This is a genomic window from Companilactobacillus kimchii DSM 13961 = JCM 10707 (assembly GCF_001435445.1).
Lineage (GTDB): Bacteria > Bacillota > Bacilli > Lactobacillales > Lactobacillaceae > Companilactobacillus > Companilactobacillus kimchii.
Genome location: NZ_AZDH01000017.1, coordinates 334,518 through 357,821 on the forward strand (window position 1 = coordinate 334,518; position 23,304 = coordinate 357,821).

Annotated in this window: 25 protein-coding genes; 7 read left to right on the plus strand and 18 right to left on the minus strand. The window is 34.2% G+C overall.

The features are described from left to right. Positions 1-45: 45 nt before the first annotated feature. A complete protein-coding gene (locus FC97_RS08540) occupies positions 46-570 on the minus strand; it encodes a GNAT family N-acetyltransferase (RefSeq protein WP_225868677.1) in 525 nt (174 codons plus the stop codon). Positions 571-921: 351 nt separating this feature from the next. Here FC97_RS08540 and FC97_RS13525 point away from each other — a divergent pair, with 351 nt between their 5' ends. Further along, on the plus strand, positions 922-2,895 hold the full coding sequence (locus FC97_RS13525; protein WP_056968085.1) for a hypothetical protein: 1,974 nt from the start codon (positions 922-924) through the stop codon (positions 2,893-2,895). 92 nt (positions 2,896-2,987) lie between these two features. On the opposite strand, the gene FC97_RS13895 is transcribed toward FC97_RS13525, so the two are convergent. The 4 genes from FC97_RS13895 to uvrC all read right to left on the minus strand — a co-directional run bounded on the left by FC97_RS13895 (position 2,988) and on the right by uvrC (position 7,127). After that, the gene (locus FC97_RS13895) at positions 2,988-3,143 is read right to left on the minus strand and encodes an IS3 family transposase (protein ID WP_082397481.1); all 156 of its coding nucleotides are present in this window, start codon (positions 3,141-3,143) and stop codon (positions 2,988-2,990) included. 225 nt (positions 3,144-3,368) lie between these two features. Continuing rightward, positions 3,369-4,310 carry a magnesium transporter CorA family protein gene (locus FC97_RS08550; protein WP_054642306.1) on the minus strand — a complete coding sequence of 314 codons (942 nt, stop codon included), beginning with the start codon at positions 4,308-4,310 and terminating at the stop codon, positions 3,369-3,371. A 145-nt stretch (positions 4,311-4,455) separates the two neighbouring features. Further along, positions 4,456-5,295, minus strand: coding sequence for a type I methionyl aminopeptidase (gene map / locus FC97_RS08555; RefSeq protein WP_054642307.1), 840 nt, complete (start codon positions 5,293-5,295; stop codon positions 4,456-4,458). A gap of 14 nt (positions 5,296-5,309) precedes the next feature. Next, the gene (uvrC, locus tag FC97_RS08560) at positions 5,310-7,127 is read right to left on the minus strand and encodes an excinuclease ABC subunit UvrC (RefSeq protein ID WP_054642308.1); all 1,818 of its coding nucleotides are present in this window, start codon (positions 7,125-7,127) and stop codon (positions 5,310-5,312) included. 177 nt (positions 7,128-7,304) lie between these two features. Between uvrC and FC97_RS08565 the strand changes: the two genes are divergently transcribed. Beyond that, on the plus strand, positions 7,305-7,865 hold the full coding sequence (locus FC97_RS08565; protein ID WP_082397482.1) for a hypothetical protein: 561 nt from the start codon (positions 7,305-7,307) through the stop codon (positions 7,863-7,865). A gap of 86 nt (positions 7,866-7,951) precedes the next feature. Then, positions 7,952-8,098 carry an SPJ_0845 family protein gene (locus FC97_RS13530; protein WP_167593944.1) on the plus strand — a complete coding sequence of 49 codons (147 nt, stop codon included), beginning with the start codon at positions 7,952-7,954 and terminating at the stop codon, positions 8,096-8,098. A gap of 355 nt (positions 8,099-8,453) precedes the next feature. On the opposite strand, the gene FC97_RS08570 is transcribed toward FC97_RS13530, so the two are convergent. The 6 genes from FC97_RS08570 to FC97_RS08595 all read right to left on the minus strand — a co-directional run bounded on the left by FC97_RS08570 (position 8,454) and on the right by FC97_RS08595 (position 12,648). Next, on the minus strand, positions 8,454-8,963 hold the full coding sequence (locus tag FC97_RS08570; RefSeq protein ID WP_054642309.1) for a hypothetical protein: 510 nt from the start codon (positions 8,961-8,963) through the stop codon (positions 8,454-8,456). A gap of 138 nt (positions 8,964-9,101) precedes the next feature. After that, positions 9,102-9,803, minus strand: a complete 702-nt coding sequence (locus FC97_RS08575) for an MgtC/SapB family protein (protein ID WP_054642310.1) — start codon at positions 9,801-9,803, stop codon at positions 9,102-9,104. Positions 9,804-9,865: 62 nt separating this feature from the next. Further along, positions 9,866-10,450 (minus strand): PTS sugar transporter subunit IIA, encoded by a 585-nt coding sequence (locus FC97_RS08580; protein ID WP_082397483.1) that lies wholly within the window; start codon positions 10,448-10,450, stop codon positions 9,866-9,868. 47 nt (positions 10,451-10,497) lie between these two features. Continuing rightward, complete coding sequence (locus tag FC97_RS08585; RefSeq protein WP_054642312.1) at positions 10,498-10,950, minus strand: low molecular weight protein-tyrosine-phosphatase; 453 nt, start codon at positions 10,948-10,950, stop codon at positions 10,498-10,500. A 2-nt stretch (positions 10,951-10,952) separates the two neighbouring features. Beyond that, on the minus strand, positions 10,953-11,234 hold the full coding sequence (locus FC97_RS08590) for a helix-turn-helix domain-containing protein (protein WP_054642313.1): 282 nt from the start codon (positions 11,232-11,234) through the stop codon (positions 10,953-10,955). 544 nt (positions 11,235-11,778) lie between these two features. Further along, positions 11,779-12,648: a LysR substrate-binding domain-containing protein gene (locus FC97_RS08595; RefSeq protein ID WP_054642314.1), complete on the minus strand. Its 870-nt coding sequence runs from the start codon at positions 12,646-12,648 to the stop codon at positions 11,779-11,781. Positions 12,649-12,880: 232 nt separating this feature from the next. On the opposite strand from FC97_RS08595, the gene FC97_RS08600 reads away from it, so the two are divergent. Both FC97_RS08600 and FC97_RS08605 read left to right on the plus strand, forming a co-directional pair. Continuing rightward, complete coding sequence (locus FC97_RS08600) at positions 12,881-14,503, plus strand: malolactic enzyme (RefSeq protein ID WP_054642315.1); 1,623 nt, start codon at positions 12,881-12,883, stop codon at positions 14,501-14,503. 34 nt (positions 14,504-14,537) lie between these two features. Then, entirely contained in the window at positions 14,538-15,503 is a 966-nt protein-coding gene (locus tag FC97_RS08605) for an AEC family transporter (protein WP_054642316.1), read from the plus strand. A gap of 160 nt (positions 15,504-15,663) precedes the next feature. Here the strand turns inward: FC97_RS08605 and FC97_RS08610 are convergent, their stop codons facing one another. The 5 genes from FC97_RS08610 to FC97_RS08630 all read right to left on the minus strand — a co-directional run bounded on the left by FC97_RS08610 (position 15,664) and on the right by FC97_RS08630 (position 18,991). Next, positions 15,664-15,990 carry a PTS lactose/cellobiose transporter subunit IIA gene (locus tag FC97_RS08610; RefSeq protein WP_056968087.1) on the minus strand — a complete coding sequence of 109 codons (327 nt, stop codon included), beginning with the start codon at positions 15,988-15,990 and terminating at the stop codon, positions 15,664-15,666. Between the two features lies 1 nt (position 15,991). Beyond that, positions 15,992-17,197 (minus strand): PTS sugar transporter subunit IIC, encoded by a 1,206-nt coding sequence (locus tag FC97_RS08615; RefSeq protein ID WP_235628561.1) that lies wholly within the window; start codon positions 17,195-17,197, stop codon positions 15,992-15,994. Positions 17,198-17,236: 39 nt separating this feature from the next. Continuing rightward, the gene (locus tag FC97_RS08620; protein ID WP_054642317.1) at positions 17,237-17,545 is read right to left on the minus strand and encodes a PTS sugar transporter subunit IIB; all 309 of its coding nucleotides are present in this window, start codon (positions 17,543-17,545) and stop codon (positions 17,237-17,239) included. 179 nt (positions 17,546-17,724) lie between these two features. Beyond that, positions 17,725-18,057: a hypothetical protein gene (locus FC97_RS08625; protein WP_054642318.1), complete on the minus strand. Its 333-nt coding sequence runs from the start codon at positions 18,055-18,057 to the stop codon at positions 17,725-17,727. Between the two features lie 82 nt (positions 18,058-18,139). Beyond that, on the minus strand, positions 18,140-18,991 hold the full coding sequence (locus tag FC97_RS08630) for a fructosamine kinase family protein (protein WP_054642319.1): 852 nt from the start codon (positions 18,989-18,991) through the stop codon (positions 18,140-18,142). Positions 18,992-19,075: 84 nt separating this feature from the next. On the opposite strand from FC97_RS08630, the gene FC97_RS08635 reads away from it, so the two are divergent. Continuing rightward, positions 19,076-19,510, plus strand: a complete 435-nt coding sequence (locus tag FC97_RS08635) for a GNAT family N-acetyltransferase (protein ID WP_056968091.1) — start codon at positions 19,076-19,078, stop codon at positions 19,508-19,510. A 79-nt stretch (positions 19,511-19,589) separates the two neighbouring features. Here FC97_RS08635 and FC97_RS08640 read toward each other — a convergent pair whose 3' ends face one another. After that, positions 19,590-20,729, minus strand: a complete 1,140-nt coding sequence (locus FC97_RS08640) for a glycerate kinase family protein (protein ID WP_056968103.1) — start codon at positions 20,727-20,729, stop codon at positions 19,590-19,592. Between the two features lie 12 nt (positions 20,730-20,741). Continuing rightward, positions 20,742-21,932 carry a GntP family permease gene (locus FC97_RS08645; protein WP_054642320.1) on the minus strand — a complete coding sequence of 397 codons (1,191 nt, stop codon included), beginning with the start codon at positions 21,930-21,932 and terminating at the stop codon, positions 20,742-20,744. Positions 21,933-22,186: 254 nt separating this feature from the next. Between FC97_RS08645 and FC97_RS08650 the strand changes: the two genes are divergently transcribed. Next, positions 22,187-23,227, plus strand: coding sequence for a CdaR family transcriptional regulator (locus FC97_RS08650; RefSeq protein WP_054642321.1), 1,041 nt, complete (start codon positions 22,187-22,189; stop codon positions 23,225-23,227). The last annotated feature ends 77 nt before the right edge of the window (positions 23,228-23,304 follow it).

Below are 23,304 nucleotides of genomic sequence, written 5' to 3' on the forward strand. Positions count from 1 at the left end.
TTTTATTTGGAATAAATTACTAAAATTTTCCAATTGGAGTCACTACTATAAATCTTCTTTAAGCAAACTGTATAGATTCTCATCATGAAAGCCATCGTCCAATAGTTCATTTTGACGTAATGTTCCTTCCAAAATGAAGCCAGCTCTTTTGGCCACCGCATTACTAGCTTCATTATCAACTGCTGCTTGGATTATGACGCGATTTAAACCATAATCTTCAAAACCCAAGTTAGCAAAACATTGTACTGCTCTTGTCACAATACCTCTCCCCTGAAACTTCTTACCTAACCAATAACCAATATCGGCACTAGCTCGTAAATGATCAAAATGATTAAAACTAATCATTCCGGCAATTTCATTTTGATACCAAATTACAAGGTTTAATGAATCATTCATCCCCATATGGCGGTTAGTCATCTGTAAAAACTCCACTTCATCATTCGCCACTTTAGTTAACTTTAACCATGGTAAATAATATTCAAAATATTCTCGTTGCCCATCCAACAATTTGAACAACTTAGGACCGTCAATTTTAGGTCTTGGTACTGTTAATTTAATTTCATCTGACACTTTGCAAGATAACATCATACTTACCTTCTTTATCTTAATTAATATTATTTTTATCCTTTATTTCAGATAAAACAAAAATTTTAAAAAAATCTAATCTTAGGACATAAGGGATAATAATTTAGTAGTCCAACTCGATTACTGAATTCTTATCCTTTTTTTATTCTCATTAGCTTTTATAATTCTTTTCTCATTATCTGAAATAATTTTCCATAAAGTAATTTTTAGATTGCAATTGTTTGTTGATATAACACGTTATTTAACGCTTACAGTGCTATTTTCTCTGTTATACTGAAACCACTTACAAACCAAATGGTTTGAAAATTCCCTACCACAAAACGCAAGGAGTTTATTATGAAAAAGAAAACAATCTTACTATCAGCTATTATTTTAGGAGGTTTTACGGCTCCTATTGTGCAACAAACAGTTGCTAGTGCACAAAATATCCAAACTGAAGTCGTTCAGAATACAAAAACACAAGAAGGTAAAAGTACTAATAATCAAGAACCACGTACTAACAAGATTAAATTAAGCGATAAAATCTCATTGGATCAGTTAAATACTGACACCAGCATCGTGATCCCTTCCACAAATAAAGATGTTAATACTAAATTAGATGACATTTACGTTAATCTTACTGATGAAGAAATTGCTGAATTAAAGGATAATAAAGAAACTAATTTTCAAGTCGATGGCTTAGAAATTACTACTAGTTGGGGAGGTTCTCTTAGCTACGAAAGCGTTAGTTCTGACATGCAACTACAATATGACGACAGTACTCAGACGCTTTCCCTACTAGATGATTCTAAAAAAGTTGATCATATTACCTACGAATTAATGCATGGTGATGCCAATGTTCATTATATCTTCAAAGATACTGGTGAAGAAATTTATCAAAAGATTCATGATGATACTCTTGGATCTGGTGAACAAGATTTCACAATTGAAGATTTAGTCTCTCTCCAAAAAGACTATTTATTAAAGGGACATTTTGACGCTGTTTCTATTGATTTTGATAATATTGCTAATGTCGTGAACCCTTCAAATCCGACTGAAATAAGTTTTAAAGAAGAGCCAATTGTTAAAGAATATGATCCTGACAAGATTAACAAGGACAATGCCGAATTTACTGTTAAATTAGAAAAAGCTGAACCGACTATTTTTAATTTAAATGTCTATTTGGACGGTAAAATTTTCTCCAAACAGAGCCTTACGGCTGATATTTATACAAAGCTTTCTAAGCAGACTGGTGAAATATTACCAGATCCATCAACAGCTAAGCTAAATAATAATAAGACACGTACTGACGTGTATTACTCTTATTTCCCACAATTGGGTGTAACTACGATGTCTGGTAAGGCCTTCCATCAAACTATTTTTGACGTTGGAAATAACGGGATAGATGAACCCACAACTGAAGATTTTTTTAATCAAGCTCTACATTATTATATTCGCGACATGGATATACACCATTTATTTGCTGGCCGTAAACAAACCATCTCTATTTACTATGAATCAGATGGTTACTCTGAAGAAGAAGCTAATTCTACCGTAACTGCTAACGTACACATCAATTCCAATCTTGGATTACAAACAGTTCTAAATGTTACTGGTAAAAAGGGGAAAACTATCACTGTTAACGTTCCTCAAATTAATGGGTACAAACCTGATAAAGAAACCGTAACTGCTAAAGTAAATGAAGATGGGACTATCACTACTGATGAAGAAGTTAAATATGAACTGATTACGGATGATGAGGGTAATGGTAATAATACTAAACCCCCAGTAACGACTCCAGATCCTAATCCAGCCCCAAACCCTAATCCAACTCCAAACCCTAATCCAGCTCCAAACCCTAATCCAGCTCCAAACCCTAATCCAGCTCCAAACCCTAATCCAACTCCAAACCCTAATCCAGACAAAATGAATGGATTCGTTGGTACTATGAAACAATACGTTAAATTGTATCAATTAGAAAAAGGCCAAATGAAGCCTATTACTAATAAAGAATTGGGTAAGCATTCCGATTGGAAATTTGATCAAACTATTAAGATAGATGGTAAGATTTACTACCGCGTTGCTACGAATGAATGGGTTGATGCTAAAACCGTTTATCGTTACCAAGTTGAATCCGGTATTGTTGAAACTAAAGATAAAGAATTCACTACTCTGGTTAGTTCTGATGCCAAATTAATCTCTAATCGTGGCTTAGGAGCTCATTCAGCTTGGAAATACGACCGCATCGCCTACTTAGGAGATAATGAAGAGAAATACTATCGTGTCGCCACTGATGAGTTCATTGCTTTAAATGAGGTCATTCAAAGATAAAACTCAAAGAAAAAGCAATTCCTTATGAAATACAATAAAAAAAGTTAGACATTTTTATAAGTTTCAAGAAATCATGGATTGTTCCCTGTATTCTACGGGGACAATCCATTTTTCTTTAAAGAAATACGTTTATTGTTGTACCAATTAATATATTTAACGACCAAATTCTTTAATTCAGCTAGGTCATCGATATTATACCCGTAAAGACATTTCTCTTTTGAGCAAATTAAAAACCTTAATTGGGGCATTGTCGTGACAATTGTCTTTTTCAAGACATGCTTTTGTTCAATTGCACAGGATAATATTTAGCCACTGGTCCGATCCAACACGGCGGATATATAATCCTTTTTCTCTGCTTCATGGACCCAACGATAAATCTGAAGAATATTTAATCATAAAAAAAGTGTTCTAAAGTTGTTAGATTATATCTAACAGCTTTAGAACACTTCACCTTTACATTTATAGTTAATTGTTCAAGAGTAATCCTTATTCCTTAAATAAATACCAAATACTATCGAAACTAATACGGAAATAAGCATTACTAGTAAAAAGGCCAGTTTAGATTTGGTTCCGGGTAATCCTCCTACGTTCATCCCCCAAATACCCGCAAAGAGTGATGGTATGGAAATAATCAAAGCAGCTGAATCTAAATATTTCATCAAGTTATTCAAACTGCGATCCATTATGCTAACAAATAAATCACTAATACTATCTAAAAGGTCACGATAGACCCCTATCATTTTTTCTGCATGACGTTGACGTAATTTAATATCATAACTAATTTTCTCGTCTGCCAATTTTCGTAGAAAAGTTTCATTTTTCATCAATTCATCTAATGTTTCCCTTTGATCTTGAAGTGTCTGATCAATATAGACTATTTTCCTCTGCGTATCAGTCAAACGAACTAATTCATCTTTACCAGATTTTCCTCGAGCCGCTTGATCTAAATCATCAATAGTCCTTTTAATATTCGCCAATTCAGCGATGAAATGATTATAAGTTGTATAGGCCAAATGCGCGATGACTTGCTCAAAATTTTTGATATTATTTTGTTCCCTTTGTAACAGGTGATCAATTAAAGAAGAACCTTGACATACATGTGTTATTAATAACTCGTTTGATTTCACAATGGTAACGGGCTCCAATCGTTCTTCAATTGTTCTCTTTGTATCAGCTTTTAAATCTACTAGTACTAATGAAATTGGATCATTCAACCTAGTATCACGTAGATATTCCAATCTAGAAACTTCCTCCGCAGCATTACGAGCACTGAACAATTCTTTTGGTAGCGAAAACTCATCAACCATTTTTAACAAAGTAGCTTTAGAAAATTTATCTTCTTCTAAGACCAACCAATTGCCCTCAACTTTATCACTTGGTTCTACTCCATTGGAAGTTACACGATAATATGACATTTCCCTCACTCCTTGTGTTCATTTAAAAGTAAAGCAATTATATTGTTAAAAAGTTAACATGTAAAGAAATGTCTTAAATAAAAAAATGCCGTCCATATTGGTATATTTCAATCCAATATTAGACGGCAATTCTTATGTTTATTAATTATTTTGTTTGCTTATGTTCTTTTAAATACTCTTGAGCCCATTTCATATATTTTGCATCTTCAGCAGCATCTTGTGAAGTTAAAATTTTGGGACCATCCTCTGTAATAGCCAAAGTATGTTCATATTGTGCAGACCATGAACCATCAGCACTAGCGTAATAGATCCAATCATCATTAGGGTCATCCAACGAACGATCAACAATTTCCCATGTTCCTTCATTGATCATAGGTTCAATTGTAATTGTCATACCGTTCTTAAGGCGTAATCCCTTGCCTGGTTCACCATAATGTAAAACATCAGGTTGTTCATGCATTGTTGGTTGAATACCATGTCCACAGAGTTCTCTGACATCTCCATAGCCATGTTCATCCTCAGTGTAATGTTGAATAGCATATCCAATATCACCTAAGCGATTGCCCTCAATACTTTGAGCAATTCCTAAATATAATGATTTCTTAGTAACTTCCATCAAATCAGATGTTTCTTGACTAACTGAACCAACGGCATAACTCCAGCAAGAGTCACTTTGATAACCTTTATAACTAACAGTCATATCTACTTTAACTAGGTCGCCCTCTTTTAAAATCAAATCCTTACGTGGCGTACCATGTGCAACTTCATCATTTACATCCACACAAGTAGCATATTTATAACCTTCAAATCCCTTTTCAGAAGGAACAGCACCATGACTAACAATATAATCATTAGCAAATTCCTCAATTGAGTATGCTGAAATACCAGGTTTGATCATATCACGTAAGCCTAAATGGACTCCGGCTAATATTTTACCTGATTCACGCATACCTTCAATTTCTCGTTCTGACTTCAATGTAATCATCAAATCTCTCCCTTTTAACCTTTATGATACTTCTTATGAAAATCTGTACTTGCTAACGTTATTTTAATTGTTTGTGCCGTTGTTTTAGGAATTCCCAAGTCAGTTAACTGTTCAACTGAGGCTTCCTTCATCTTTTTAACTGACCCAAACTTTTTCAATAGTTTAGTTCTCGTCTTCGGACCTACACCTTGAATATTATCAAGCTGTGAGGATAAAGCATTCTTACTTCGAGTCTTCCGATGGAAAGTAATTGCAAAACGGTGCACTTCATCTTGAATTCTTTGTAACAAGTAGAACCCTTGGCTCTTACGGTCCAATGGTACCTCAATTCCCTCTTCACCAACAATTAAATGTGAGGTGTTATGGTGATCATCCTTGACCATTCCTGCTACAGGTATGTTAATTCCCAACTCATTAGTAAGAACATCCATTACAGCACGCAATTCAATGATACCACCATCCATCAAAATCAAATCAGGTAATGGATCATCTTCTTTAATCAATCTTGAATAACGACGATAAATAACTTCACGTGTATTAGCTGCTTCGTCAGCACCTGACTGATGTTCAACCTCACCTTTAATTTTATATTTACGATAGCCACTCTTTTCTGGACGACCATCTTTAAACATAATCATTGCTGAAACTGGGCTGGTTCCCTGTATATGTGAGTGGTCAAATGATTCAATGATATGACCATATGGCAAATCAAGTGCCTCAAAAATTTGTTTCTGAGCTCCATAGGTTTGACGATTATCCAACTCCATTAATCGGAACTTCTCTTGTAAAACTAATTTGGAGTTTTCAGCCGCCATATCCATCAAATCTCGCTTCTGCCCACGTTGTGGTGTTCTAAATGGAATATTTAAAACCTGAGACAAGGTATCTTTATCCAAATTATCAGGTACCAAAATTTCTTTAGGTAGAACCTGATTTCGACGATTATAGAATTGCAGGATAAAAGTTGATAGTTCCTCTTCTGGTGTGTTGATACAAGCAAAAACTTTTTTCTCGCGCTTCATTAAACGAGCTTGACGAATAAAGAATATTTGAATTGAAATCCAACCTTTTTCAACATAATAATTAAAGATATCCCTAGGCGTACTATCATTGGAAATAATTTTTTGTTTCTCAACTGTAGTTTCAATATATTTGATTTGGTCTCTTAATTCAGCAGCTCTTTCAAATTCCAATTTTTCTGAAGCTGTTTCCATGCGATCTTCCAATTGATGCTTGATTTCACCAACGTTACCACCTAAAAACTTTTTAATTTTTTCAATTTGCTGATCATACTTTTCCTTAGGAACTGTTTGGAAACAAGCTCCTAAACACTGACCCATATGATAGTACAAACAAGGCCGTCCTAAATTTCCCTGACATCTGCGTAATGGATAGACCTTTTGTAAAAAGTTTAGGGTATTAGAGGCGGCCCAAACATTTGGATAAGGCCCAAAATAGTAAGCACCATCCTTTTTAACTAAACCCGTAATCTCCATCTTAGGATCGCGCTCATTAGTAATTTTAATGTACGGATAACCTGTACCACGTTTCAATTTAATATTGTAATATGGTTGATGCTTTTGAATTAAAGTAATTTCTAACAAAAAAGCTTCCTTATCATTGGAAGTAATAATTGTTTCAAAATCACGAATCTCTGATACTAGACGAGCAGTCTTACCTTCGTGTGAACTTTTAAAATAAGAACGTACCCGATTACGTAAATTTTTAGCCTTACCCACATAAATAATTTTAGAATTAATGTCCTTCATTAAATAACATCCAGGACGTGGTGGTAAGAGGCTTAATTTATGTTCAAGATATTCAGTTGCCAATAAATATCCCTCCCTCTTATAGTCCGAACTTATTTAATCTTAAGTTAATCTGAATAATTGTCAAATGAAGTGTTACATTTTCCAATTCCAATTGCTTTTATTTGCATTTATATAATTTAAGAATAAAATAAATTTTGTAAAATAGATTTGTGCACAATTTAGTTAGGAGATAATATTATGATCAAAGAATATAAAGCAGAAATTGTTCCACTTAACGATGATTTCATTGGTACGAAAGCTCACGGAAATGCTTTTTTTACCGAAACCGAAGATAACTTACATATTAAAATAGAAATGTTTGATACACCAAAGAATACTCAACATTGGGAACACTTTCATGGTTTCCCAGACGGTAAAGCAGCTCAAATTGCCACTATGGATCAAGATTCCAATCACGATGGTCTAGTTGATTTACCTGAAACCGAAGCCGTTTCTGGTACGACGATGGTTCCTTTCGACGATGCTCCTCAAAACATGAACGTTCCTAATGACAATTACCCTACCTCTGATAAAAACGGACATTTTGCTTACGAAATTGACGTTCCATTAAGAGACTTACAAAAGAAGTTCAAAGAAGTCTTTGGCACTGATGATCTAGAATTAGATAAGCGTGTTATTTATATTCATGGTGTTCCTGATAGTCTAGAATTACCTACTAGTGTTGCAGGAGCTGTCGGCGAATATGATGCTCACACTACTTTACCAATTGCTACGGGAAAAATTAAAAAAGTTAACTAATTTAATTTATCTAAATAATTGTTATTCTTTTTGAAAGGCTATATAATAGCAGTAGATATAAAGAAACTTGAAAGGGGCTGATACCGATGGGCTTAACAGTGAAACGCGAAAGTGATTTTGGCAGTTTGTTTGATAAGTTTGCCTCTCTTCCCGATGATGTAAAAGAAAACGAAAAACGCGTAGATTCCGCAGATAAAAAATCTGCTAAGAATAAAAAGGAATCTAAAAAGTAGTAATTAAAACTTCTCTTGTTTGATGTCACTTCTCATAAGTGAAATGCCATTTAATTTTTACTATTTCTTTAAGAACCCTTTTGACATAAATGTGTGCCCTCCATTTTGGATATTTGCCATCCAAAGTTTGGAGGGTTTTTGTATTCTAAAAATAATAGCCTCAACAAACCCGACTTTGGGTTCATTGAGGCTATTGTTTTATTTCGGTTTGCATTAACTGTTTCCTGACAATTTAGATTTTGAACTAGTCTGGTAGAACTTCTGATTCCATTTTTCTTAAATCAATTAACTCTTGAAACATCAAATATTCAAAATTATCATCTAAGATACTATTATATAATTTCATAATTTCCCCTTATTCATTTATTTTTAGTTGTATGAAATTAGCACTTATCACCGGACGTCTAATTTGACGACCCTTTTCATTGATATAATTGTCGACTGAAAGAACTTCACCATAAAATTTCACGGCATCATCTTCCTGCAAACTGCTAATATTTCTAGCAAAATTTGAATCAGTGTATCTCACTTTGCAAACCCTTGAAGCGTCGTTGCCATCTAACGCGACTAACATATACTTATCTTCTGGATCTAATTTTTTAATATGTCCAAATTGAAAAATCTTCGATCCAAAATATAAAGTTGTATTCTCATATAAATTGTCAAAAGAAACATAAGAGTATTTCTTACTCTCATCACTAAATTCCGAAATACTCTGCTGCTTTTGCTTCGATTCACCTACTAAAATAATATTTTCACGGTTACTGCCAATTACTTTATTTTTTGATAACAACAAATAACCTATTAGTATCAATAGCGTACATAAAAAAGCAATTAACAATTTGGATCGTAAAATTCTTATCATTTAATTCCCCCAACTACAAAAGATAGCAAAGGTCTAGACAAATTACAACGAATTATCCAGACTAAAATATTTAAATAAGTCATCATTAAAAATAAGCATAAAAAAATATCTCTAAGTTAATTTAGGGATATTCTTACTTTAAACATTAATCGTTTCTACCTTAATAACATTTTCATTCATTGACAATCCTTCAACGATGTCAACATAATCGATATTTTTTCCGAAATCAATTGAATAAACATTAGTATAAATCTTTGTATCATTAAAGTTAGATACGCTAAATCTTACACCTTCAACTGTTATATCATGTCTTTGAAAATACTCATCAATAAACTTCTTAGTATCTAATTTGTGTTTATACTCAATCTTCAGTTTTCGCACTGGACTGATTTTGATAATCTTTTTCAAGAAGCCCAATACTGCATAAACAACTAAGAAACCAACTATAGCAATAATGTAATCACCCATACCAATAGCAATTCCTAGACAAGCAACTACCCAAAGACTGGCGGCAGTTGTTAAACCACGAATCGAGTGATGTTCTACAATAATTGTTCCAGCACCTAAAAATCCGATACCACTAACTACCTGAGCTATTAAACGAGCATCATCGGCCCGTAAAACACCTTTATATTGTGGATACTGGCGTGCCATTTCCAAAGCATCAAAACCAATATTTTTTTGAATCATCGCAATAATACAGGCACCTAAACAGACTAAAATATGTGTTCTTAAACCGGCAGGACGATGTTTATACGCCCGATCCAATCCAATAACACCTGAAAATATCACGGCCAATAGGAGTCGAATTACAACATTTAACACACTTAACTGGCTCAAAAATAATCCCTCCAATATTCTCAATAAATAACTCAATTATTATAACATTATTATCTGTTTTTTTAATTTTGATTATTACTATTAATAAACATATTGACTATTTGTTCGGGACTCGTAGTTTCACTTAATGCATAACGGAAATTTGGTTTTAGTAACAAAATTGAAATACTGGCCAAATATTTTACATGCAAAAAATCAGGCTCGCTCTTAGGAATTAACAAACTGATAGCCATATCAATTTTTTCATCATCCCACATAATTGGATTATTAAGTTTTATAACCAACATGGTCAGGTCTTTAATTGAATCATCAATAACATGGGGTAAAACAATACCATCGCCTAAATTAGTTGATGCCTGTTGTTCACGCAGTAAGAACCGACCATATATCTCTTCTTCATCCAAACCTGACTGTTGTTCACAGGAAAATTTGGCCAAATAGTGTAATAACTCATTTTTCGAAGAAACAGAGACATCCACTCTGACATTTTGTGGCTTTAAGATCTGTGAAAAATCACTCGTCTCTTCGTCCTTACTTCGTGCCTTATTTTGAGGATCATTAATATCATTAGTTAAAATAGTATTATTATCTTTTTCTTTCTTGGTAAAAGCATTTCTTAACTGGTTCCACAATGATTGATGCATCATACAACCTCCATAACAAAAAAGTCAAAATCTCAAATAGAGTTTGACTTTTAGGAACTTAATTCTTCTAGCCAAACAGGCAAAACTTCTGCTAACTGATGATAAGTCCGATTAAACTTGTGATCATACCAAGGATCTTCAATTACCGCGTTACTATTTAAAGCCTCATAGGCCATATGGATTTTATCTTTATCAGAGATAGGCGCCATTTGTTTCAAATCAATAATATTCTGGTCATCCATACCGATAATTAAATCAGCCTCATCAAAATCCTGAGCAGTTATTTGCTTAGCAACATGCTTAATAATAGGAACATTTCTTTTCTTCAGTTCAGCAATAGCACCAGGATGAGGCGCATTACCAATTTCATAAGTTGATGTAGACCGTGATTCAACTTTAATTGATGAATTCAAATTCTGTTCGTCAACTAATTGTTTCATCATCATTTCTGCCATCGGCGAACGACAGATATTTCCTAAACAGACAAAAATGATTTTCTTCATAATTATAACAGTCCTAATCTCTTCTTAACTTCATGTAGTTGAGCTTCTAAAACAGGATCCTTACGGCTCAAGACATCTAGCATGTTGGGTCGTGACCCTTGTTGTGCTTGAGAAGTCTTTTCAGCCTTTTTCACTGGCTTTGTCTGTGATTTCTTATACTTTCTTACCCATGCAGCTACTTGTTGGTATGAAATTCCGTACTTTTCACCAGTAGCTTTGTAGTTGTTATCATGCTCTACTGCATATTGGGCAATTTCTTTTTGTTGACTAACATTGTAATTCATACTAAAAACTCCTAAATAGCTTATTACAAAAAATTATACCATAGAACGCAACACCATTATTGATAGAACAAAGTTTAGCAAATTGAGACCACAAAAAAATGGCAGCTCAGGGAGGAACTACCATCAATCTTATATTCTTATGTAATCATAAAATCATCTAACAAAGATTTAGCACGAACCTTTGCTCACAAATAATACTAACATAATTATACATAATAATAAGTAAGTTTACAAAAGTCGACAACTTTTTATAAATCAGTTTCTCACTAAAAAAAGAGCTCTCTACACAGCCCTTTTTTATAAGTGGATTATTTAAACATGACTATCCCACAAGATTCTAATCCATTTTAATTATAAAAAGTGATAATTACACAATATATTCACAAAATTAAACACTATATTGATGAAGTATAGTATCTTAATTCCTTAATATAATTAATCCACTTCCCCAATAACCAATTCATTAATATCAATTGGCAATTATATTTTACTAGAATGGGCTAGACCTGTATACCATACTTTATTCATAACTAAAAATTATTATCTAAATATTCTTAAAAATTTTCATCAATTGATTTAGGACCGTACTGCTAATCATATTGTGCCGATAAACAAACAAAATATAGAAAGACGGCAAATCTAAATCGTCAATATGAATTTCTTGAATTCCGGGAACATCCTGAATGGCCGTTTCAGTAACAAAGCTAAAACCCTTATCCTGTTTAACTAAGCTCAACATTAAACGATAATCGTTCGTTTTGAACATCGTATGAGGTTTAACGTTATATCGTTCAATAATTCTTTCCAGTACTTGACTGTGAACAGATTTTTCATCTAGTGAAATAAAATCTTCGTCAAATAATTTTTTAACTGAAGTAATATTAGACACGTCCCGATTGGATGAAGCAATAAATTTAAAATGATGTTCCTTAATTAACTGATAATCTAACTGTTTCTCTTGTGGCAGAATGGTAGATCCTAACAAGGATAAATCAATTTTGCCACTTTTTAATTCCGACAATAATTGACGAGAACTAGCCCCCTCAGGCATGATGCTATTCAATAAATCAGCATCCCGTAACTGATCAAATACTTTAGGAATAACATAATTGCTGATAATTGGTGGCCATCCCATAATAATTTTTTTTCGTTTGATTCTATTCATATCATCACTAATCAAATCATTTTCTAACAAGATCTTATTTATATGAGCTAATAATTGTTCTCCAGCATAGGTCAGCGACAACGAATTAGCATAACTCTTTCGCTTTACTAGAGAAATCCCATAAGTATCCTCCAATCTTTTTAGAGAATAAGTAATAGTTGGTTGACTAACGCCAAAGAAATTGGCTGTATCTGAAAAGCTCTTCGATTCTGACAATTTTTTGAAGTATTGGTAATCTTTTATATTCATGTTCATACCTATAAATTTTATTTATCAAAGATGATATATTTGACTATATTTTTTATTATGTTTTATAGTACCATACGAAAGTTATTTACGAACACCAATAATAAATATGCCATGTGGGCTATATATAAATTTCATTATCCGTAAATTTATTTTATATAATCCGATATATAAACGTATATCAATTATTATAGTGTTTACTTGTACAAAAAATTAATTAGGAGGAATTAATTCTATGAAATATGAGGGTTTAGATTTATTAAATAATCACTTCTTAAATAAAGGTACTGCCTTTACTAAAGAAGAAAGAAAAGAAAATCATCTTGAAGGCTTGCTTCCACCATTCGTTCAAACTTTGGATCAACAAGTTGAACAAGCTTACGAAAACTATTCAAATAAGAGCACATTTCTTGATAAGAGAATGTATTTGATGGATTTATTCAATGAAAACATTACTTTGTTCTACAAACTATTTAGCAAACACGTTTACGAATTCATGCCTGTTGTTTATGATCCAACAATTGCTGACACAATTGAAAACTACAGTCATTTCTTCTTAGATCCACAAAATGCCGCTTTCCTATCAATCGATGATCCTGATGACATCGAAGCATCATTAAAGAATGCTGCTAAGGGTCGTGACATCAAACTTATCGTTGTTACTGATGGTGAGGGTATCCTTGGTATTGGTGACTGGGGTGTCCAAGGTGTTGACATCTCTGTTGGTAAATTGATGGTTTATACAGCTGCTGCTGGTGTTGATCCTAAATCAGTTCTTCCTGTTGTTCTTGATGTAGGTACAAACAGAAAAGAATTGCTTGATGATGATCTATACATGGGTAACCGTCACGAACGTGTTACTGGCGATAAGTATTACAACTTTGTTGACCAATTTGTTGAAACTGCTGAGAATCTTTTCCCTAACATGTATCTTCACTTTGAAGACTTTGGTCGTAGCAATGCTGCCAATATCTTAAACAAATACAAAGATCAAATTCTTACATTTAATGATGATATTCAGGGTACAGGTATTATCACCCTTGCTGGTATCCTTGGTGCTTTGAATATTTCTAAACAAAAGCTGACTGATCAAGTTTACCTATCATTTGGTGCTGGTACTGCTGGTGCTGGTATTACAAAGAGAATCTTTGATTCAATGGTTGAAGAAGGCCTATCTGAAGAAGAAGCTAAGAAACATTTCTACTTAGTTGATAAGCAAGGTCTATTGTTCGATGATACTGAAGATCTAACACCAGAACAAAAACCATTTACTAGAAAACGTAGCGAATTTGCTAACGCTGATGAACTAACAAACTTGGAAGCAGTTGTTAAGGCTGTTCATCCTACAATTCTTGTTGGTACATCAACACAACCTGGTACTTTCACTGAAGCAGTTATTAAAGAAATGGCTGCTCATACTGAACGTCCAATTATCTTCCCATTATCAAATCCTACAAAACTTGCTGAAGCTAAGGCTGAAGATCTTTTGAAGTGGACTGATGGTAAGGCTCTTATTGCTACAGGTATTCCTGTTGATCCAATCGAATACAATGGCGTAACTTACAATATTGGACAAGCTAACAATGCCTTGGTATATCCTGGTCTTGGTCTTGGTTCAATGGCTGTTAACGCTAAATTGCTTAGCGATGGTATGATCAATAAAGCTGCTCACTCATTGGGTGGTATCGTTGATCCTACAGAACCAGGTGCTGCAGTATTGCCTCCTGTTTCAAAATTAGATAAATTCAGTATTACAGTTGCTGAGGGTGTTGCACAAGAAGCTATTGATGAAAAATTATCATCTGCTTCTGATGCTAAGAAGGCTGTTGCTGATCTTAAGTGGGAACCTAAATATTAATATATAAATTTATCAATAAAGGGGAATTATTTTTATGGCTGCATTTATCACTTCACTAGAAAGTGTTGCTGAAATCGTTATTGTTATCGCCTTAGGATACTGGTTAAGAGGATCAGGTCGACTAGGTGATGAATTCAAGGGTAATATTTCATTCATTATCATGAAGATTGCCTTACCTGCTTCTATCTTTGTTTCTGTTCTTAAATACTTAAACAGAGATAAATTAGCCAGTTTATCTGGTGGTTTGATCTTTACCTTTGCTAGTTTTACTTTAGGCTACATCGTAGCTTGGATCTTAACTAAAGTATTCCGTATCAGAAAAGGTCGTCGTGGTACTTTTATTAACATGTTCGTTAATGCTAATACTATCTTCATTGGCTTACCATTGAACATGGCGCTATTTGGTACAAAGAGTTTACCTTACTTCCTTGTTTACTATGTTATGAACACAATTTCTACTTGGGCCGTTGGTATCTTCTTCATCTCAAGTGATGATCCAACAGTTGAAAAAGGTGCTAAGAAAGACTTTAACTGGAAGAAACTTCTACCTGCTCCACTTGTTGGTTTCTTAGTTTCATTAGTCTTCTTACTACTAGCTATTCCTGTTCCAGAATGGATCAATAAGACTTTGGACATGGTCGGTGGTATCGTTACACCAATGTCTCTTATCTACATTGGTATTATCTTAGCTGATGCCGGTTTGAAATCTATCAAATTCGACCGTGATACAATTCTTGCCTTAGTTGGTAGATTTATCGTTGCTCCTGCTTTGATGATCAGTATCATCTTGTTAGGTAAATCAATGATGGGTACTAACTTACCTGCTCTAGAAAGTAGCTCATTCATCATTCAATCTGCTGCTCCTGGACTTGCTGTTCTACCTATCTTGGTTGACCAATCACATGGTGATGTCGACTATGCAACAAACCTTGTTACAACTTCAACCGTTCTATTCGTTATCGTTGTTCCAATCTTGATGCAAGTAGCAAACTTGATCTAATTAAGAACCATTCACACATTTAAAACCTCCTATAAATACCTTTTCACATTCATTTAAAGATTGAACTTTCCGTGTTCACTCTTTCAACTGATTTTTATATCTAACACATAACAAAAAAAGCTTCTTAACCTGGAATAATCCGAGTTAAGAAGCTTTTTTGCTACCCACGTTTTTTAAATACTTCAATTAAATGTTTTACCAAATTATATTCGGTATTAACTGACATCATCGTATCTTGAGCATGAGTAAATAAAACTGAATATTCTAATTGCTCGCCTTCAGCTTCTTTCTGAATCTTATCTGTTTGCAATGCATGTGCCGTCAAGAGCTTTTCATGAGCCTGCTTTAATAATTGCTCAGACTCATCATATTTTGCCTCTCCAACTAAATCTAGAGCTTGCATAATAAATTTTCTAGCATCACCAGAAAAAATTATCATCTGCATTGTTTGGCGTAAATCACTATTGTTCTCTGTTTCATCTATCATTTTATTTACCTGTTTCCTTTTTTACTAATTCACGATCGTATGCTTTGAAAAAGGGATACCAAATCAAAGCTGCTACTAAGAAGATAATTACTACTAAAATGATTGAACCAATCGTATGTCCGTTGATCCAGGTATTGATTGGAAATGGCACATACCACATTTGGAAGACAGCATCAGGAATTCTACCTATGCCCGTTTTCAATCCTAACCAAACGATAATTGGTAAAATAACTCCTTGAATCCACATTGGGATCATCAAATAAGGATTCCAAACAATTGATCCAAAGACTACCGGTTCATTGATGTTAAAAATACTGGGAACAATAAAAGCTTTACCCAAAACTTTTAGACGCTGGGATTTGGCTAAGAACAACATCATTAATACTAATGGCATCGTACATCCGACCCCACCAATCCATAAGTATGTTGAAAACATTGTCTCCCCGGTAACAATATTCTGTGCCCCGTGAATCTGATTGGCTTGAATAGCAGCTAAATAAACCGGTGTTGTAATTGGTGTCAAAATCCAAGTAGAAATTCCCATCGAATAGATCAAACAATTGATCAACATGACTAAAACAAAACCAGGCAAAGTCTCTACAATACTAGCCAATGGCGAAAACATTTGAATAATCAATTGATAGATATTTATTTTTAAAACATTAACTAATACGAAACCAACAGTAATCACAATACCTATTGGTAGCATTGAATCAAACCAAGCTGTTACAAAATCAGGAATCACCGTATCTTCTGCGAAAAAACTAAATTTACCAAAGAATTCCATAATTAAGGCTGTAAAAACACCACAGATAATAGCGACAAACATTCCACCAGCCCCAAAGTGACTGAATTCAAAAGTAGCGCCACCATCTTTAGACATCACTGGATTGATTAATAATAAGAACAAACCTAATGATGTTAATCCGGAAATAATTCTTTGCTTAGGCAATCTCTTTTTCTCCATCATATTGAATGGAATTAGAAATGCCACAAAAATCGAAATAATACCAAAAGTAAAATTACTAATACCCGATAAATCAGGCCACCATTTCCAAATATTAGCGAATAAACCTAAAAAGGTAATTACTGAACTAACCAAAATAAATGGTAAAGTTTGAAGGATTGAATCTTTTAGAACATTGATCCAAATATTACGACTGATTCGATCCATTTTGGGTGCTACTTTTCCTTTAAAGATTGCCATAAAACTATTCATTATTATTCCAAATCCTTTTCTCTGTTTTTAGTTGAGTACACTCTGAAGATGCTCCAAAGCCTGCTTTCCATCTAACATTGCATAATAATCAGGATTCATTAAAATTACCTTTTTATTTGTACCGGACACTGTTTGTTTAATCTCTGCCTCCATAAAGGCTAAGTGTGGTCCAATCATGATAACGTCGGTCTCATCTAAATAATTTTCTAATTCAGCCTCACTACGCGCTTGAATCTGATAATCTAAGCCCTGCTTTTTAGCAGCTTTACGCATACTAACGGCCATAAAACCTGAAGATGCACCGGTACCACAAACCAATAACACTTTTAAACTCATAATTTCTCCTTAATTAATTGATTTATTTAATACAATTATTCAATTTAAAGAAGTCAAAAATAAAAGTCAAATTTACCTTTAATTATTTAATTACTCCAAAACCGCTTTAAACCAACAAAAAAAGCCAATGATTGTCATAAAATTTCGACAATCATCGACCAAAATATCGGTAAAATATACTATTTTTTAGGTGATATCAAACTAATCAAACGATTAACTAAATCCACAACTCGCTTGGAATCACTAGCAATCGCTGCCATATCTCTTTCTTTGACCATAGTATGTGTTACTAACAATAAACTGACCGAATCAGTATCATCATTAAATTGTCCAATTGGTAGGTTCACATTATGATCATACATTGGAATAAGCCCTTCTTCGACTTTAACTATCTTTGAACCCTCTGGCATGCTCAAGATATAGCTCTTAATTCTCTTTAAACTAAATTTATCTTGATAGAAACCATAAATAACCGTTAATTCATCCAAGATATATTTGATTTCATTATTCATACTTAATCCACTCCCATTAAAATGAAACTGTCTTTACTTATAGTATCTCTCTTATTTCCATAAATTGACAAGGATGTTAGGCTTAATTCTCAACACTTTGTTTCAAAATATTATCAAAACTAGCTCCATAAGTTTCACCAAAAAGATTTAAGTGAGCCAATAAGTAATAAGTCTGATGCCAAGGCATCCTTTTCTGCCACCCTTTATCTAACGGATATAGCTCCTGATAACCCCGATAAAACTCCTCATCAAATCCTCCAAACAAAAGAGTCATGGCAATATCCATTTCGCGATTACCAAAGAAAACATCCGGATCAAATAAAATCGGTTGCTGATTCTGTTGGAAACCGACATTACCATTCCACAAATCTCCATGCATCAAACTCGGTACAATCGGATGAACTTGGTAATACTCCATTAATTTTTCCTCAAATCGACGCATCATTTTATCCCGTTGATCGTTCCACAGGCCTTTTTTTTGCACTTCATTTATCAAAACGTTTAATCGTTGCTGAATATAGAAATCTCCCCAGTTAGCGCGCCAAGTATTAATTTTAGGATTCTTAGCATTCAAAACGTCATGTCCCAAGCCAAAACGTAGCGAATGACGTTGATGCATCTTAGCCACTAACTGGCCCAAATTATATTGTGAACCAGTTCCAAAATGAATATAGTTCAAAACAAGATAACCGCTATCACGGAAAGTTCCACTTCGAACAACCTTAGGAGCATTGGCAACCGAATTGATCAAGTTAAGACTCTCAACTTCATGATCAAAGAAGCTCTCGTTATTATCAGGCTGAACTTTTAAAAAATACTCACCCGTATCAGCAATTATCTTAAAAGCTAAATTTATATCGCCCCCAGAAACAGCTTGGACATCCTCAATTTTGCCCAAATCTAGTTCTTTATACCAACTTTCATCTATCAGCATTAATATCCCTCTTATTCTTTTAGCTTCTGATATAATGATAATCAATTACTGTATTAATAAGAAAATTCATTACGAGGTACGTTTTTGAAAATAAAAATCATTTCTAAAAGATCCGACGATTTAATAAATCAACTGACAAATATCTGGGAGGCATCTGTTAGAGCCACTCATTCCTTTTTGTCCGAATCATCAATTCAAGAAATCAAAACATCTTTACCAAAAATTCTACAACAAATCCCTAATTTAATCATCGTAGAGGACGAAAAACCTGTAGCCTTTATGGGAATCTCTCATCAAGAACTCGAAATGCTTTTCGTTGCTCCGGAATTTCGTGGACACGGTTTAGGTAAGCAATTAATCAACTATGGTATTAAAAATTTTGATGTAAATAAATTGACAGTTAACGAACAGAATCCACAGGCTATTGGTTTCTACCAACATCTTGGATTTGAAACTTACCGGAGAACTGAGACTGACGATATGGGCAATCCCTACCCTATTCTGTATATGAAGAAATAGAAAATAATTTGCAACCAAAAACGGCACCCGTTTAGAAGGACGTAATTACGTTCATTCTAGACAGATGCCGTTTTAATTTTTATTTAAAATTCTTAATTAAGCGAGCAATATTTTCCGAAACTTGTTGCAAATTCTTATCAGTATCCTGAATAGCCTTTGACAATTCCTCTACACCAGGTACGCAAGTAAAAATCGCATCGATTCCTAGAGGATAAAGCTCCGATATTTTTTCACCGACAGAACCGGCAATTGCAATAACGGTGGCTTGAGGATTAATAGCCTTAGTTGCCTTAGCGACACCAATTGGTGTTTTACCAAATTTAGTTTGAAAATCAATTTGACCTTCACCAGTCACTACCACATCAGCATCTTTTACTTTATCTTTTAAACCTGTATAGTCGACTACTATATCAACTCCCGAACGCATTTCTGAATGGGTGAAGGCTAATAGTCCAGCTCCTAATCCACCAGCAGCGCCAGCACCCGGGACCTGTTCTAAATCTTTTCCAAGATCTCTCTTTAAAATTTCAGCATAATGCGACAAAGCTTTATCCAAGAATTCGACCATTTCTTCATTAGCGCCCTTTTGTGGGCCAAAGACATGACTAGCACCATTAGGACCAGTTAACGGATTTGTTACGTCGGATGCAATAATAACTTTCACATCAGATAGTTCCGGTAGCATAGCTGATGTATCAATCTTATCTAATTTTTCCAACATGGCTCCACCATATTGAAGTTCTTGACCTTTTTCATCCAATAAATGAGCACCCAATGCCTGAGCCATACCAGCTCCACCATCATTAGTAGCGGAACCACCAATTCCAATAATAATGGTTTTAGCACCTTTTTTAATGGCTGATTTAATCAATTCACCAGTTCCAAAAGTCGTTGTAATATAGGGATTTTGAGTAAATTGGTTAATATATTGGATTCCACTAGCTTCAGCCATTTCAATCACGGCTACTTTGCCATCATCAATCAAACCATAGTGAGCTTCTGTCTTATACCCCAAAGGATTAGTCACCTTTTCAGTAATGATTTGTCCATTTTTAGCATCTACTAAAGATTGAACGGTTCCCTCACCGCCATCGGCCATTGGCACATCAACAAAATCTGCCTCTGGATAAACTTTAGCGAATCCTTTGTGCATCGCAGTAGCGACTTCCTTAGCTGTTAATGAATTTTTATATGAATCTGGAGCCAAAACTATTTTCATCATAATCCACCTCTAGAACAAATTTCCATACATTAATGTTGCTACAATCGTCATTGAAAGTCCAACTAGCATTTCCCACAAAACAACACTCATTCTTTCTTTAAAGTGCATATCAACGGCCTTGGCTGTCACGTGGAAATAGTTACCATGTGGCAATTGATCGATAACTGTTGCCCCAGTATGAACCATCGCTGCGGCCATTAAGATACCTGCAATTGGGGCTAAGAAGGTTCCGGAGATTCCAGAGACTTTTACGATCTCAACTACCTTTTGTGGTAAATCAGATGCTGAAACTAATCCGGCAATCGCACCGGCACCAATCAAAATCAACACTACATCGGTCATTCGTGCCAATCCACCAGTCATATATTTCAAAAACTTTTTACGTTGTCCCATTGCTAAAGTTCCAATTAAACCGGCGATTGGTAAAATATACATTGCATCTAAATTGAATGAAGCTAAAGCTTTGATTCCCAAGATATCACCTACAGGAGTGATCAAAAGTAGAATGACAGCCACCAAAGGCGTCACAATTGCTGCCTTCAAACTTGGTAAATCTTTATCCTCTTTAGTCTCAAACTTGTGATCCGCAGACACGAAGGTTCCTCTATTCTTGATCAATGTTGCTAAAAGCACTGTTACGATTAAACCAACAATTGCCGGTACAAAATCTGCAATCATGACTTGTGAAAGCTCAACGTTAAAACCTTTAGCGGCTGCAATCGTATTGGGATTAGGTGAAATGATATTTCCAGCCTTACCACCACCAGAAAGAGCTACTAATAATGAAAGTTTACTGTAATGCATCTTCTGCCCTACTTCTAGAGCAATCGGTGCTACTATCAACACAGCCACAGGAATAAAAATTCCCACACCTGTTAAAACCATTGTCGATAACGCCAGCGCTAAAATAGCCAGCTTATCACTGAAATGATTGACAATATTAGATGCAATTACATTTGCTGCACCTGATTCCATCATTACTCCAGCTAGAACACCCGCCGCAATAACACGGATAATTGTTCCCATAACGCCAGAACTACCTTTGACAATCACATCAGTTGTCTGTGAAAGATTCATTCCTCCAATTAAACAACCAACAATTGCCCCCAAAATTAACGCATAAATAGGATTAACTCTGAATAAGATCAACCCAATTGCTAAAAGCAAGCCTAACAAGGCTGCCCACCAAGCAATAACCATTTTTAAATATCCTCCTCAAAAACACGGTAATTGTTAAATACTGAACAATTATTAACTTTTGTATAATACCTTGATAAATTTTCTAAATCAATGTACATTTGCACAAAAATAATTGGATAATATATTAAAAAATAATGTATTTTCTTGATAAATCAATGTTTTTAAAATTTAAAATAATGTAAAATATTTATATGCACAAATAACGAATTTAAGCTTTTATGCAACTTTGCTTAATCTTTAACAAGGACAAAATTATGAAATTAGACCCCAAATTAGCTCAATCCATTGTTGATCGAATGATGGAAAGCATCCCTTATAATATAAATATGATGAACGAAAAAGGTTATATCATTGCTAGTGGTAATAAAGATCGTATCAACACTCTCCATATCGGTGCCATTGAAACCATTGAAAGCGGCAAGACCAAACCCATGGTTGAATCATTTGGTAAATTTGGTCAACCTGGCGTGAACATCCCAGTTGAATTTCAAGGCAAAACAATCGGCGTTATCGGTATCACTGGTGATCCCGAAAAGGTTACTCCTTTAGCTTCTCTACTCAAAGTATCAACGGAATTATTAATTACTCAAATCAATAGCTCCAAGGCTGAGAATCAACGTAAAGAATCGCTGAATCATTTTCTCTATCAATGGACCACAATCGACAACATTTCTGAAAATACTGAATTAAAGTCTCGGGCTCAAGCCTTGAACATTAACCTAGAATTAAAGCGCTACGCTGTTATCCTCGAAACAAATAATCAACCAACGATTTTTGAAGGCGACTTCTACTTCAGTAAGACGCCACATCAACAATTGATCATCACTCGTAATACTGAAAATTTAGAAAAGTACTTAGAATTCAGTCAGTTAAATCAAATCGTGATCGGTATCAGTAATCAAAGTACCAATTTGAAAAGGGCCGTTCAACAAGCAATTGATACTATTAAAGTCGTTTATGAATTACAACTAACCGATATTTATTATTATCACCAAATCAGCTTTCTAAATAAATTACTTCAAAGCCAACTCTACTCAGATAAAATTATTAACACTTTTAAAAATTTACTTAAAACAAGAGCTGGTAATGAATTAATTGATACCCTCGATTGTTATTTCAGATCAAATGGTAATGTGACCGACACTTCAACTAGATTAAATGTTCATCGAAACACGACCAATTATCGGTTAAACAAGATCTCCGACTACTTCAATCTTGATTTGCACGATATCACTGACATGCTTGAACTGTATACTAACTACTTACATTTTAAAAAATACCTTTATGAGCATTAAATTTTCTTACTATTTATCCCATAACTAGACTTTTTCAAGGATTATGCTTACCATTTTCACGAATACTAATAATTAAT